Origin of the sequence: Streptococcus ictaluri 707-05, assembly GCF_000188015.2 — a bacterium.
Classification (GTDB): domain Bacteria; phylum Bacillota; class Bacilli; order Lactobacillales; family Streptococcaceae; genus Streptococcus; species Streptococcus ictaluri.
In genome coordinates this window covers 377,322-391,601 of record NZ_AEUX02000007.1, presented here as the reverse complement: position 1 = coordinate 391,601, position 14,280 = coordinate 377,322, and the positions used below count along the sequence as shown (strand labels likewise).

Sequence of the window (14,280 nt, the reverse complement as noted above, 5' to 3'; positions counted from 1 at the left end):
TTTAATTTCCTTTGTGTTGTGATGAAGAGTCCTTGGACTGATTTTCTTGACTTCTTTCGATAGCTTCTTTTAAAGCATTCCAAGCTAAGGTTGAGCACTTAATCCTCTGAGGAAATTTAGCCACTCCCCCTAATAATTCAGCCTCTCCTAGCAAGGCTTGTTGAGGCTCGTCTTTTCCCTGAACCATGTCAGAAAAGATACGAGCTAGTGCCAAGGCTTCTTCTTTCGTTTTACCAATGACAGCATCCGTCATCATGCTTGAAGAGGCCGTAGAAATCGTGCAGCCATTACCTGCAAAAGCAATATCTTCAATAATGTCCCCATTAAATTTGACAGTAAGTGAAATCACATCACCGCAAGTTGGGTTATTAAGTTGAACGGCTTCAACACCTTTTAATTGTCCGTGATGATGGGGATTCTTAGAGTGATCTGCCACAACCGCCATATATAAACTCGACAATTTAGAGAGTGCCATTGAAAAACTCCTTCGCTTTTAGAATCGCTGAAACCAGCTGATCACAGTCTTCTTTAGTGTTGTAAAGGTAAAAACTAGCCCTTACTGTGGAGTGAACGCCTAGGTACTGAAGTAACGGTTGGGCACAATGATAACCAGCCCTAACAGCAATCCCTTCATAATCTAAAGCTGTTGCTAAATCATGAGGATGAATACCTTCTAAGTTAAAGGCAATCACTCCAACATGATTACTGGCTTGACTTGGCCCGTAGACCGTCAAACCAGAAATAGCCTGTAATTTTGGCAGAACATAAGCCACTAACTCTGCTTCATGAGACTGGATATTAGCCATCCCTAGAGACTCTAAATAAGTAATAGCTGCCCCCAATCCTATAGCTCCAGCAATGTTTGGGGTACCTGCCTCAAACTTCCAGGGCAAGCCTTTCCAATTCGCCTCTTGTTCGTAGACAAAATCAATCATTTCGCCCCCAAACTCAATTGGAGACATTTGGTTAAGGATTTCTTCTTTCCCGTATAAGACACCAATGCCTGTAGGCCCTAGCATCTTATGTCCTGAAAAAGCAAAGAAATCGCAGTCTAATTCTTGCACATCGATAGGCATATTGGGAATTGATTGCGCTCCATCCACGACCATGTAAGCATTATGCTCATGTGCTAGTTGGGTAATTTCCTTAATAGGGTTAATACACCCCAAAATATTGGAAACATGAGCTAAACTGACAAATCTGGTTTTAGGACCTATTTTTTCTTTTAGGTCCTCCATATCCAATTGACCATCTTTGAGATAAACATAAACTAGCTTCGCCTTCTTTTTACGACAGGCTTGTTGCCAAGGAATGATATTAGAATGGTGCTCCATTATCGAAATCAAAACTTCATCACCAGCTTCTAATAGCTCTTCTGCAAATGCTGCTACCCAATTCAGCCCAGTTGTTGTGCCTCTTGTAAAAAGAACTTCTTTAGATGATTTTGCCTTTATAAAATCAGCCACTTTTTGTCGGCTGGCTTCATACTGGCGAGTCGCACGCTCTGCTAGAGTATGCACTCCTCTGTGAACATTGGCGTTATCCTCTTCATAATAAGCTTGCAAACACTTTAAAACACTCTGAGGTTTTTGCGTTGTGGCAGCATTATCTAAGTAGACAAGAGCTTCATCATTGATTGTTTGGTCCAATATCGTAAACTCTTTTTTGATCTTATTAGGATTAAACAATGAGAACTCCTTTCGTTAGCATGAAAACATTAGCGTTTACTAATTTTACGATCTAAAACCTCAATAATATCTTTACGAATAGAGGCAATTGGTATTTCTGCAATAACTGCTCCTAAGAAACCTCTTATAACCAATCCTTCAGCAGTTTCTCTATCTAGACCGCGACTCATCAAGTAATACATGTCTTCAGGGTCTACTTGACCGATAGATGCTGCATGTCCTGCAGTCACTTCGTTTTCATCAATCAAGAGAATGGGATTGGCATCAGAACGTGCCTGATCTGAAAGCAGCAAGACACGACTTTCTTGTTGTGCATCTGCTCCCTTGGCTCCTTTAAGAATGTGACCGATACCATTGAAGGTTAGGGTTCCTTTTTCTAAGATAACACCATGTTGAAGAATATGCCCCACACTATTAGGACCAATATTAGTCACCCTAGTATCTATCCCTTGAACTTGTCGGCCACTAGAAGCAGCAACTACTTTTAAATCAGCATGAGAGCCTTGACCAATCAAATCACTATCAAAGTCCGCTATAACGTTACCTTCATTTAAAACAGCTAAAGCCCAATCAATGGTTGCATCTTTTTCCAATCGTCCGCGACGACTGATATAGGTAGTTACCGATTTGCCAAGGCGATCAATGGCAGAGAACTTCACATGACTACCTGCTTGAGCCAAGACTTCCACTCCAATATTAGCACTAGCTTGACAAGTCTGATTCCCAATCGATTCAAAACGTTCCAGATAAGTAAAGCGACTCCCCTTACCTGCTATGACAAGTACATGCTTATTAAAGGGTACCTGACTATCACTATCTTGTAAGAAAATGGCTTCAATAGGTTCTTCTATCTCAACAAAGTCGGGAACATAAAGAACGGCTGCGCTGTTAAAATAAGCGGCATGATAAGCGGACAGTCTATCTTGATCATAAGGCACAGCAGTTCCAAAGAAGGCTTCCATTACTTCTGGAATTTCTTCAAGGGCATTGTAAAAATCAGTAAAAACAACACCCTTTGCCATCACATCCATAGGTAGTTGCTCAAGTAATGTCTGCGTCCCTACTTGGACGAGCTTTGGATTATCTCCTAAAGCTGTAAAATCCGGAACATTGGGAAGCTCTTGGTCAGCAGTAATTGTGCCATCGCCCAAATGCCAACGATGAAATTTCACTCGCTCAATTGTTGGCATTTCCAAATTAGGCATGGACTCAAAGGCTTTGAGTCGACGCTCTTGTAGCCAAAGGGGCTCTGCTCTTTCTTGCGAAAAAGTCAAAATACTTTCTTTTGTCATTGATTATTCCTTTTTCTGTGATTTCTTACTGGTCAAAACGAGCTGACCTCTTAAACTTCTTCTTTGTAATCAATGCCCAACTCTTCTGCAATTCCTGCATAGCCTTCTTTTTCTAGTCGAGTGGCTAAGGCTGCATCTCCAGATAAGACGATTCGTCCATCCATCATGACATGGACACGATCAGGTGTAATGTAATTCAACAAACGTTGGTAATGCGTAATAATCATAGCACCAAAGGTTTGACCACGCATTTCATTAACACCTTTTGAGACAACTTTAAGAGCATCAATGTCAAGTCCTGAGTCAATCTCGTCCAAAAGTGCAAAAGTAGGCTCTAACATAAGCAGTTGTAAAATTTCGTTACGCTTTTTCTCTCCGCCTGAGAAACCTTCATTTAAATAACGTTCCGCCATTTCTTCCTTCATGCCAAGTAATTCCATTTTTTGGTCAAGCTTGGTAATGAAATCACGCACTGAGATTTTTTCTGAGTCTTCTTTACCTGCATTCATGGCCGCACGCATAAACTCAGCATTTGTAATACCAGGAATTTCAGATGGGTATTGCATGGCTAAAAAAAGACCAAGTCGTGCTCGTTCATCCACTTCTAATTCTAAAATATCAACCCCGTCCAGTAGGATTTCGCCTTGAGTCACTTGGTAATTAGGATTGCCCATAATAGCTGCTGAAAGTGTGGACTTACCTGTTCCATTTGGCCCCATAATGGCTGCGATTTCTCCCGTTTTCAAGGTTAAATTAACCCCTTTTAAAATTTCTTTTTCTTCTATTGAAACATGTAAATTTTTAATTTCAAGAATTGACATCCTACACCTCATACTTCTAGTAAGGGCAACTAGTTTTAAATGAAAAAAACCAATGCTAGCCCCATGATTGATTAACTTATCTTTCATTATAACAAAAAAATCAAAAGCTTGATACAAAGGCGCTTAAGACTATCCTCTCCGACTTATAATGGCGGTCTTTTTTAATAACAAAAAAGCCTTAATAGGCTTTTGACATGTTTGAGATCACTTTTTTTGTTTCCACTTGAAGAGCGTTAATTGACGATAGTCGCTGTTTCCGATAACCTTCAAAAGATTGAAGAGCGGCGTCCGTTTTTCACCCCATATTTCTAAGCCCTCAATAAAGACTTCTAAGGCAAATATTAACCCAAGCATCAAGAGAACACCCCCAACCCGACTTGACACATTGAGCAACAATGAAATCAAAGAGAAAAGCATAGCAATTCCGTAAACCACTAGAACAGCTCCTCGATGCGTGAAGCCCATAGAAAGCAAGCGGTGATGGAGATGCATTTTATCTGGCTCATAGAATTTCTTACCAGAAAGACTCCGACGAATGATTGCAACGATGGTGTCCATAATAGGAACCCCCAGTATAATAACTGGTGTTACAACTGCTACAGCAGTGGCATTTTTCAAACCTTCCAAGGATAAAACACCGATCATAAAACCGATAAATAAAGCCCCTGTATCACCAAGATAAATAATAGCTGGATGATAATTATAAGGGAAAAAGCCACTAATACAAGCAATCAAAACTAAAATGGTCAGGGTGAGAAAGAAGTCTGTTTGAGGCAAAAAGAAGTAAGACACAATTGCCATCGTCAACAGACTAATAATGGAAACACCACTAACCAGTCCATCTAAACCATCTATTAAATTAATCGCATTTGTAATAGAGACAATCCAAAGAACTGTCAAAAAGAAGGTTAAGAATGGACCAAAAACCAATAATGGACCTCCAAAGGGAATTTTAAAGCTGTCAAATTTAAAATCGGTAAAAGCCCAAATGACAATAGCCCCCATAAGGATACCCAGCATTTTTAATTTCGGCCTTAATTCAAAAATATCATCCAAAAAACCAGTTATGGTAATCAAAAGGGCTCCAGCAATTACTGGTAAAATGTATTGAAAATAAGTTTGCCCTTCAAAATAAATACCCGCCGATGCCATAGGCATCAAAATCAAACTGGTGATGAGAAAAGAAGAAAAGACCGCTAAACCACCACTAGTAGGCATAGGAACTTTGTTAACTCTTCTGGCATTGGGATTGTCAACAACTCCTACTCGAAAAGCAAGAAAGCGAACAAGCGGAGTAAAAATTAAGGATAATATAAAACCACCAATTAAAGCCAAGACATAGTCTATCGTAAATGAAAACATACTTTTTATCCCAACTCAATTTTCTGTAATTGCTCAACAGCGCCATCCAAAATCAGCTGTAATCCATGTTCTTGTAAGTAAGCTCTTGTTCTAGTACCTGGACTAGCATGCTCAATCAAGCGTGCATACATAACATTGGCGAAATAAGACGGTTGGTTTTGAACATCAAGCAAGACCGTCATATGATAAGACTTATCACTCTTATAAAGTTCTGAAGCCTCTACTGGAAAGTCAACCGTTTTAGCAAAATAAACAGCATCATTAACAGAAGCAAAATCCAAGACATAGTGGACGTAATCAAGTGGTTCACTAGTGTTTTCAGACTTTTCCACCACTTCGTCAGATTGTTCAGACAGGGTTGCTTCTACCGCTTCTTCCATCATTTCTTCTATTTTTTCAAGTTTTTCATGGGCGTTAACATCGCCTTTTTCACGCATGGATTGTTCCAAACTCTTGAAAAAGTCTTCTGGTGTCATCTGAGAAATATCTCCCAAATCAGCCAAATCTTCAAGGTTAATGTCTTTGTTAAGCTCAGACTTAGTTACAAAAACATCCAAACGATCTTTTCGAGGTGTCACTCGAAAACTCAACATGCCACTATCTTTAAAATTATCTGGTAAGTCAAGCTCATCCATGACTGAATAGAAGAACTCTTCTGTCTTTTCCTGAGGAATCAAAAAGTCTTTCAACTCCATTCCCCTCTCTTCTAAATCATCCATACTAATGGTTATTTTTAGCGTTGTCTCGCTAATTTGTTTCATTTCCATACTTTATACCTCGCACGCATAGTCATTTTATTATACTAGAATTGCTTTGATTTCGCAATTTAGGACTAATCTTACTATAAAAAAGAAGGTTTGCCCCTCATTTAGAAAGACAAACAATTTCTTTATAGTACCTTAAAACATAGCTTTAAAAAGAGCGTAAACAATTAATAAACTCCCTAAAACGATTCTATAATGACCAAAGACAGTAAAATCGTGTTTCTTAACATAGTCTGTCAAGAACTTAATGACATACAAACTTACCACAAAAGCTGTCAAACTAGCTGCCAGTAAAATCAGGACTTGAGAGAAAATCAGGCTATTTCCATCCAAAAAGAACTTAAGTGCTTTTAAACCACTATAACCAAACATTGTTGGAATAGCTAAAAAGAAAGTGAAATCTGCAGCTACTGTTCGACTTGTTCCTAAAATAATAGCTCCTAAAATAGTTGCTCCTGAACGACTTGTTCCTGGAACAATACTTAGAACCTGAAAGCAACCAATAAGAAAGGCTGTTTTATAGGACATACGGGATAACTGCGTCACGTTAGGACTTACCTTCTCATTACGCTTTTCAATCCAGATAAAAGCTATCCCATAGACAATAAGGGCGACGGCGATAGCAATTATATTATAAAAATGAGCCTCAAACCAATTATCCAAAGGAACAGCGATTACTATTGATGGGATACAAGCGATAAACACCTTCAACCAGAGTTGCCACGTCAATCGCACATCTAGGGCGCTTTTCCCTGGTTGAAATGGATTTAAACGCTGAAAATAAATGACAATAACAGCTATGATAGCTCCTAATTGAATCACAATATTAAACATTTCCATAAAAGCTTTGTCTTGATTAAGGTTTATAAATTCTTGAACCAAGATTAAATGCCCTGTGCTGGAAATAGGCAACCACTCTGTTACCCCTTCAACAATACCAAAGAAAATGGCTTTTACAATTTCAAAAAATAACATCTATTCTCCTTTTGATGTTTACTGCATCCATTCTAGCAGATTTTAATACAAATAGCATATCCTAAAAAGAGGTGTGGAGTCTTGCCTAGAAGGCACCACCTCCGCCTCCTCCGCCTCCAGAGAAGCCACCTCCTGACATGCCACTTCCACCAGATGGCACTGTAAAATGAGAAGCCTCAGTAGCAGAAGATAGGGTTGAAACAAAATGAGGGGTTGTATTGTAAAGAAGGTAAGACAGGTTCCCCGAATTAAGGACATGATAAGCTTCAGGAAGGGCAATACGATGCACCTTCAAATAATTTTCAACCTTTTTAGCATAACCAAATAAGGTTGCATACACTAGAATTCGGTTCCAAACCACTAAACCTTCTATCTCAACATCGTCAAATTTGTTAATATCTCTAATTATATTACGGAAACTTTGCCACTGGTGAACCCGATAAGCACCTTCTTGAGTTTCCACACCAGAAAGCATATAAGTCTCCAAGTGAAAGGCCGTATAAAGCAAAATAAGTGCCTCAAGAGCAAACAGCCCTAGATAGATTGGAGCTAGTTGGCTACCTTGTATAAACAGAAATACCATGACGATTAGAAGTAAGATTAAACCGGTCCCTCCCATCCATTGGCTACTACGAACACCGATACGTTCGCGATGGCTCAAAGGACGATAGGGACTTTTTAAGCCTAATTGTGCTATTGTCTCTGCAACCGCCTCAGTGATTGCTTGAGATTTTTGTTTAATCTGAGCTAAAACAGCTTCCGAGGATTGATGCACCATTTCCTCTAATTGCTTACCATGATATTTCTTTTTCAACACTTTGATTTGTTGCTTATCATATTGATAATGAGCAAATAAGCGCTCAATGTCTACTTTTGTTTTCTCTCCAAAAGCCATTTCTGTAAAGAGAGCTTCCTCCTTATTTAATGCTTCTTTTGACAGGTTTTCAATCTGAAGTTTACCTTCCTCCTTTGAAAGCCCCAAAAGCTTACGGTCAATTAAATCCAAGAGGGTTGCTTGAATCATTTGTTCAAAGGTAATCCCACTATTTATGAGTTGAGCATCTCCTGAATCCACCATCTCTTTAAAAGACTTACCATATATATTTTGCGTAAGCACTAGAGGAGATAACTCTTCTGGCGCTTCATAAAGATGATCTTTTTTGTTTTGCTGGCTAAAGCGGCTAAAAGCTCTCTTTGCTTTAACATAAGCCATTAACTGTAAGAGCATAAAGACTAAAGAAGCTAGAGGAAGCATTTTTCCAAAAAAGACTTGACGGAAGTTTCTAGTCTGCGCAATCTTTTTTCTTGCCTTAAAATAGCATCTTTTCTTGTGACCTCAGGCTCTTTCTCATAATAGCCACGATGAGCCCACAAGCGAGCGTCCGGAACAGCCATTGGCGTCTTCACAGAGAAGGTTACCTTCTCAATGGTTTGATTCCAGTCACTAATGGGCAGCCAATTGATTTCTGCCACATCATGATAGAGGGTCATCAGGTTTTTGAGTTGCCAGAACACTTTGACCTCTACTCTATCTCCGCTATGCCCCGAATTATAGAGTTTTAAGCGATAACCATCTCCTAAATCTTCTATCTCTTTCTTAAAATCAACCTTTTCATCATTTTTGAAAATATCGATGTGAGGCTCTGGATTAATTTGAAAATCTTTGGGTAAATTTCCTACTTTACCAATCGTAATATACTGACCATTATAGGAACTGTCAAATTGATAGGTAACTTTTTGTTCAAAGCGTGCTGTATTATCATCAAAAAGATAAAGCTGACCATCATAACTAGGAATACGATAGTCTACATCCGCAAGGCCAACCTTAGCTCCTAAAAAACTCAATAAGATAAAGCCAAAGACAAACCATTTTTTCATACCAGTCCTCCTCTTTTTTCTATTTTATCATATTAAAAAAAGGAAGTGTCATAATAAGTGAACTCTTGATTTTTATTTTTAAACATTTTTCTGAATATTTTACCAGAAAAAGACGGTCTTTCTGACTGAATATATTGAAAAAGCATGAAAATTACTGTAAAATAGTCCTGAATACTATTTTTAAACAGGAGACCTATATGAAAAAGCTAGTCTTTAGCTGTCTGGCTGCCTTATGCATCCTTTTTGGAGGGATGACAACTGCCCAGGCAGACCAATATTTAAGAGTCGGAATGGAAGCAGGTTATGCACCATTTAACTGGACTCAAGATGACAACTCAAATGGTGCTGTACCCATCGAAGGCACTAAGCAATTCGCTAACGGATATGATGTTCAAGTGGCTAAAAAAATCGCCAAGGACATGGGCAAAGAATTATTAGTTGTCAAGACATCCTGGACTGGTTTAATCCCAGCCTTAACATCAGGCAAAATTGACATGATTGCTGCCGGTATGAGTCCCACTCCAGAACGTCGCAAAGAAATTGCCTTTTCTGACAGCTATTACACTAGCCAGCCTGTTATTGTTGTTGCTTCAGAAGGTAAATACAAAGCAGCAAAAAGACTTAAAGATTTCTCTGGTGCTAAAATAACTGCTCAGCAAGGTGTTTGGCATGTCAACTTACTCAAACAGATTAAAGGAGTTAACCGCCAGACACCAATGGGTGATTTTTCTCAGATGCGTCAAGCTCTTTCTTCAGGAGTTATTGATGGCTATATCTCTGAGCGTCCTGAAGCTATGACAGCTGAAGCAGCCGATTCTAGCTTCAAAATGATTGCTTTAAGAGATGGCTTTAAAGTATCTGCTGCTGACGCTGCTATTGCCGTTGGGCTTCGTAAAGATGATGCACGACTTGCCTCAGTCAATCAGGTTCTTAGCCAACTTTCAGAGGAGAATCGTGTCGCTTTGATGGATGATATGATCCAAAAGCAACCACTTGAAAAAACTTCAAGTGAAACCAAACCATCATTCTTCAAACAAATGTGGACCATTTTCAAAGGAAACTGGAAACAATTCCTTCGTGGAACTGGAATGACCCTTCTCATCTCAATGGTTGGTACCATCACAGGACTTTTCATCGGCCTTTTGATTGGTATTTACCGTACTGCACCAAAAGCAAAACATCGCTTGAGCGCCCTTGGTCAAAAACTTTTCGGTTGGCTTTTAAATGTTTATATTGAAGTCTTCCGAGGCACTCCTATGATTGTACAATCAATGGTTATCTACTATGGTACTGCGCAAGCCTTTGGCATTTCCATTGACCGTACCTTAGCCGCTATTTTTATCGTATCCATTAACACCGGCGCCTATATGAGTGAGATTGTCCGTGGTGGTATTTATGCCGTTGACAAAGGACAATTTGAAGCCGCCACAGCACTTGGCTTTACCCACGGGCAAACCATGCGCAAAATCGTCTTACCACAGGTAGTGCGTAATATCTTGCCTGCAACAGGTAACGAGTTTGTGATTAACATCAAAGATACATCTGTATTGAACGTTATCTCAGTTGTTGAACTCTACTTCTCAGGAAATACTGTGGCGACACAAACCTATCAATATTTCCAAACCTTTACTATCATTGCTATCATTTACTTTGTCTTAACCTTTACAGTAACTCGCATCCTACGTTATATCGAACGTCGCTTTGATGCCGATTCCTATACAACTGGGGCAAATCAAATGCAAGTTTCGGAGGTCTAATATGTCTCATCCTATTATTGAAATTAATCATTTAAAAAAATCCTACGGTAACAATGAGGTCCTAAAGGACATCTCATTATCTGTTAACAAAGGAGAAGTAATCTCAATTATTGGTTCATCTGGATCTGGAAAGTCAACTTTCTTGCGTTCGATCAACCTACTTGAAGAGCCAACTGCTGGAGAAATTCTTTTTCATGGGGAAAATGTTCTAGCAGAGCATTATAATCTCACGCATTACAGAGAAAAATTAGGAATGGTTTTCCAATCCTTCAATCTCTTTGAAAACCTGAACGTCCTTGAAAATGCTATCGTTGCACAAACAACTGTTCTTAAGCGTGACCGTGCTGAAGCCGAAGCTATCGCTAAGGAAAACCTGAATGCCGTTGGGATGACCGAGCAATATTGGCATGCCAAACCTAAACAACTATCCGGTGGCCAAAAACAGCGCGTGGCTATTGCCAGAGCACTTTCTGTCAATCCAGAAGCTATGCTTTTTGATGAGCCGACTTCTGCACTTGACCCTGAAATGGTTGGTGAAGTCCTTAAAACCATGCAAGACCTAGCCAAATCTGGCTTAACTATGATTATCGTCACACACGAGATGGAATTTGCTAGAGATGTTTCTGATCGTGTTATCTTTATGGATAAAGGCTTAATTGCTGAAGAGGGAAGCCCCCAAGACATCTTTGAACGACCTCAAGAAGCTCGTACTCAAGAATTTTTACAACGCTTCCTAAAATAAACAACCCAAAGCTAGACTGCCTGTTGGTAGTCTAGCTTTTTTATTGAAAAATTATACTGCTAAACTTATAAAAGAAGAAAAAATGTCCCTTTTGATTGATTTTTGCTTTTATTTTACTATAACCTAATTCTATCAATTAACCAGTAAAGTAATAATTAAAAAAATAAAGGCTTTTTATTAGAATAAAAATAACACAAACCCTTTTATTATAGTGTTTTCAACTGAATAAAGATAGCTTATTTTATAAAACGAATATTTATTTAATCATTACATATCTTTTCATTTATTTTACTAAGAATTTTCTTTTATTTATGTTTATTTTATTAAAAATATATTGAAAAAATGAATGTTAATTGATATAATAAATTATGCACAAATAAAAGATGGTGTGCAATTAAATTATATTTTTGAAAGGATTTTCTTATGAAATCTAAATTATCTAAAGTAATGGTAGCAACAATGGTTGCTCTTTCTCTTTCAGCAGTAACATCATCAGCAAAAGCTGATTCAAAATATTTACCTCGTGAAGCTGGATTTACATATTCTCGCGGATACTCTCCTTATGCTGAAGAGGTCCTTAATAAACTCGAAATGTTCCTTTTAGCTTGGAAATAATAAGCTTCTAAGTTAGCCAAACTTGACTCTACTCCTTAAGAGAAATACCTTAATATTCTTTTAATTAATAAAATACTCAATTTTCAAAAAACGACCTTTTAGGTCGTTTTTTTATATTTTTAATAAGCCATCAAATCAGATGCCTTCATCTATTTTTTAAGAAAATCATACAAAATACTTTACCGGTTAACTTTTTTGTGCTATACTATCTTTTGTTAACGTTAATAATCTTATTAGTAGGAGGATAATATGGCAGAAAAAACTGACCTAGCGTCAGCTTATAGAAGACTTAAAAGTCCTAATATCAAAACCAGAAAACGTGCTCTGAAAATCATTCATGAGTACAAACGTTATGGTAAAAAATAGTATTCTATTTTTATCTCTCCAAACTTAAGTCAGACAAAAAATGATTAAGACACCTTCCCTCCGTCTTAATCATTTTTTTATCTATTATTTTATTCCATATCATTAAATCCAAAGAGGCTCTTTGTCCTTTCTCTTCCAAAAATAAATGATTAAGCAAGCAAATGTCATCACTAAAGAAGATAAGATTGTCCCTTCTAGACCAAAAGCAACATTATAAGCAAAACTATCATGTACTCGGCTTATATCTAACTGAAAGACTGAATAAGGAAAGCTTTCACCACTATTAGGTAATCCTAGTAAAATGCTTTGTGTAAAATTCCACATCGCATGAAGCCCCATTGCCATCCACAAACTATCAAAGTAGTAAACCACCAGTGAAAAGAAGAGACCTGTCACGGCTAAATCATAAAAGGCTAAAAAGGATACGCCGTCATTAAAAAGGTGAAGTCCCGCAAAAAACAAAGCATTTATAACAATAGCAAAGATAGGTCTAGCATCTGCTTGTAGTAATTTTTGATAGAGAAATCCCCTACAAAATACTTCTTCAGCTGAAGATTGGATAAAAACAGCTAAAAATAAACCAATAAGAGGCAATAGCTCAAAGCTTTTAAATGTTAAATGAATATCACCATGCCAGAGTGCCATTAAAGCACAAAAAGCATTGAGGACAAAACTAAAAAAGAGCCCCCCATAATAGCAAAGCATAAGTATTTCCCTTTGAGTTTTTCACAATGGCCTTTTTCATAAAGTGCTCACTTGGAAAAGAATAGACCACCAAAAGAACACCCGCCCACATGCTGATGAAATTGAAATAAGACATAAAAGTATACCAATAAGGATTACTTTCGCTAATTTCCGGTATAAATAAATAACCCAATAAATCACTAGCCATCATCAGTAAAAAACTAAGCGCTAATACCAAACCAATCTGAATCCAATTGGTATCTTTCAAAAACTGTTTCACTATTTTTCTCCTTCTTCATATTTCTTGAGAGAGCAATTTTGTTCATCAACATTAAACTAAAAAAGTGAGCTTTAAAACGAGCTCACTTTTTTGATGCTTATCTCGTTTTGAGAGCAGATAAGAGTTGGGTACGAATGTCATCTACCCCATTTGGTGTATTTGGTAAAAAGAGGGTTTGATTTCCTCTAAGTGCAAAAGTATTTAGAGTATCTAAATATTGATTCGTTAACAAAATGGACATGATTTGCTCTTCATTTAAACTAATATTAGCTTCTTTTAATTCTTGAATAGAATCTGCTAGTCCATCTACAATAGCTTTACGCTGTTGGGCAATCCCCACGCCATGCAAACGATCTTTTTCCGCTTCTGCTTCTGCAGCCGTCACGATTTTAATCTTATCGGCATTGGCCAATTCCTGAGCCGCAACACGTTTACGCTGAGCCGCATTAATCTCATTCATTGATTGTTTGACTTCCGCATCAGGCTCTACCTTTGTAATCAACGTTTTAACAATGATGTATCCATAAGTAGACATTTCTTCTGCTACTTGATGTTGGACCTCAAGAGCGATCTCGTCTTTTTTCTCAAATAACTCATCTAAGGTTAATTTCGGCACAGATGATCTCAAGGCATCTTCAATATAAGATTTAATCTGAGATTCTGGTTTAATCAATTTGTAATAAGCATCGGTTACATTTTGCTCATTAACACGATACTGAGTCGCCACATTCAAGGTAACAAAGACGTTATCCTTTGTCTTTGTCTCTACAATGATTTCAGATTGTAATAAACGCAATTGAATGCGAGCGGCAATCTTATCAATACCAAACGGTAAACGCACATGAATACCACTGCCTGCCGTCTTCTGGTACTTCCCAAATCGTTCAATGATAGCTACCGACTGCTGTCTGACAACATATAAGGTACTTGCAACGATTGCCAAAAGCAAAATAAGGATAATAGCAATAGTAATAATTGATCCCAACATAATACTCTCCTTTTTGTCAAATTAAGCTACTAACGAAACTTGACTTATTGTTATAAGACAATTATAAT

Annotated in this window: 16 protein-coding genes; 4 read left to right on the top strand and 12 right to left on the bottom strand. The window is 37.8% G+C overall.

Annotated features, from left to right (window positions below; genetic code table 11):
• Position 1: 1 nt before the first annotated feature.
• From sufU to STRIC_RS12920, 9 genes are all read right to left on the bottom strand, one after another.
• The gene (gene sufU, locus STRIC_RS09705) at positions 2-475 is read right to left on the bottom strand and encodes a Fe-S cluster assembly sulfur transfer protein SufU (RefSeq protein WP_008089661.1); all 474 of its coding nucleotides are present in this window, start codon (positions 473-475) and stop codon (positions 2-4) included.
• A complete protein-coding gene (locus tag STRIC_RS09700; protein WP_008090251.1) occupies positions 462-1,688 on the bottom strand; it encodes a cysteine desulfurase in 1,227 nt (408 codons plus the stop codon). Before STRIC_RS09700 ends, sufU begins: the two co-directional genes overlap by 14 nt.
• Positions 1,689-1,717: 29 nt before the next feature.
• A complete protein-coding gene (sufD, locus tag STRIC_RS09695; protein WP_008090355.1) occupies positions 1,718-2,980 on the bottom strand; it encodes a Fe-S cluster assembly protein SufD in 1,263 nt (420 codons plus the stop codon).
• 50 nt (positions 2,981-3,030) lie between these two features.
• Positions 3,031-3,801, bottom strand: a complete 771-nt coding sequence (sufC, locus tag STRIC_RS09690; protein ID WP_008089916.1) for a Fe-S cluster assembly ATPase SufC — start codon at positions 3,799-3,801, stop codon at positions 3,031-3,033.
• A gap of 204 nt (positions 3,802-4,005) precedes the next feature.
• Positions 4,006-5,163 (bottom strand): glycosyltransferase family 4 protein, encoded by a 1,158-nt coding sequence (locus STRIC_RS09685; protein WP_008090031.1) that lies wholly within the window; start codon positions 5,161-5,163, stop codon positions 4,006-4,008.
• 5 nt (positions 5,164-5,168) lie between these two features.
• Positions 5,169-5,930: an adaptor protein MecA gene (mecA, locus tag STRIC_RS09680; RefSeq protein WP_008090313.1), complete on the bottom strand. Its 762-nt coding sequence runs from the start codon at positions 5,928-5,930 to the stop codon at positions 5,169-5,171.
• A gap of 132 nt (positions 5,931-6,062) precedes the next feature.
• The gene (locus STRIC_RS09675) at positions 6,063-6,902 is read right to left on the bottom strand and encodes an undecaprenyl-diphosphate phosphatase (protein ID WP_008090401.1); all 840 of its coding nucleotides are present in this window, start codon (positions 6,900-6,902) and stop codon (positions 6,063-6,065) included.
• Between the two features lie 85 nt (positions 6,903-6,987).
• Positions 6,988-8,130, bottom strand: a complete 1,143-nt coding sequence (locus tag STRIC_RS12925) for a DUF2207 family protein (RefSeq protein ID WP_268741224.1) — start codon at positions 8,128-8,130, stop codon at positions 6,988-6,990.
• 14 nt (positions 8,131-8,144) lie between these two features.
• Positions 8,145-8,780, bottom strand: a complete 636-nt coding sequence (locus STRIC_RS12920) for a DUF2207 domain-containing protein (protein ID WP_008090212.1) — start codon at positions 8,778-8,780, stop codon at positions 8,145-8,147.
• A 197-nt stretch (positions 8,781-8,977) separates the two neighbouring features.
• On the opposite strand from STRIC_RS12920, the gene STRIC_RS09665 reads away from it, so the two are divergent.
• The 4 genes from STRIC_RS09665 (at position 8,978) to STRIC_RS12210 (ending at position 12,260) form a co-directional block, all read left to right on the top strand.
• Positions 8,978-10,537: an ABC transporter substrate-binding protein/permease gene (locus STRIC_RS09665; protein ID WP_008090433.1), complete on the top strand. Its 1,560-nt coding sequence runs from the start codon at positions 8,978-8,980 to the stop codon at positions 10,535-10,537.
• Between the two features lies 1 nt (position 10,538).
• On the top strand, positions 10,539-11,279 hold the full coding sequence (locus STRIC_RS09660; protein ID WP_008089777.1) for an amino acid ABC transporter ATP-binding protein: 741 nt from the start codon (positions 10,539-10,541) through the stop codon (positions 11,277-11,279).
• Between the two features lie 423 nt (positions 11,280-11,702).
• Complete coding sequence (locus tag STRIC_RS09655) at positions 11,703-11,894, top strand: hypothetical protein (RefSeq protein ID WP_008089750.1); 192 nt, start codon at positions 11,703-11,705, stop codon at positions 11,892-11,894.
• Between the two features lie 249 nt (positions 11,895-12,143).
• The gene (locus STRIC_RS12210; protein WP_003046630.1) at positions 12,144-12,260 is read left to right on the top strand and encodes a putative metal homeostasis protein; all 117 of its coding nucleotides are present in this window, start codon (positions 12,144-12,146) and stop codon (positions 12,258-12,260) included.
• Between the two features lie 102 nt (positions 12,261-12,362).
• Here STRIC_RS12210 and STRIC_RS12765 read toward each other — a convergent pair whose 3' ends face one another.
• From STRIC_RS12765 to STRIC_RS09640, 3 genes are all read right to left on the bottom strand, one after another.
• On the bottom strand, positions 12,363-12,905 hold the full coding sequence (locus tag STRIC_RS12765; protein WP_234944211.1) for a CPBP family intramembrane glutamic endopeptidase: 543 nt from the start codon (positions 12,903-12,905) through the stop codon (positions 12,363-12,365).
• A 28-nt stretch (positions 12,906-12,933) separates the two neighbouring features.
• Positions 12,934-13,224, bottom strand: a complete 291-nt coding sequence (locus STRIC_RS12760; protein WP_008090048.1) for a hypothetical protein — start codon at positions 13,222-13,224, stop codon at positions 12,934-12,936.
• 97 nt (positions 13,225-13,321) lie between these two features.
• A complete protein-coding gene (locus STRIC_RS09640) occupies positions 13,322-14,212 on the bottom strand; it encodes an SPFH domain-containing protein (RefSeq protein ID WP_008090127.1) in 891 nt (296 codons plus the stop codon).
• Positions 14,213-14,280: the final 68 nt, after the last annotated feature.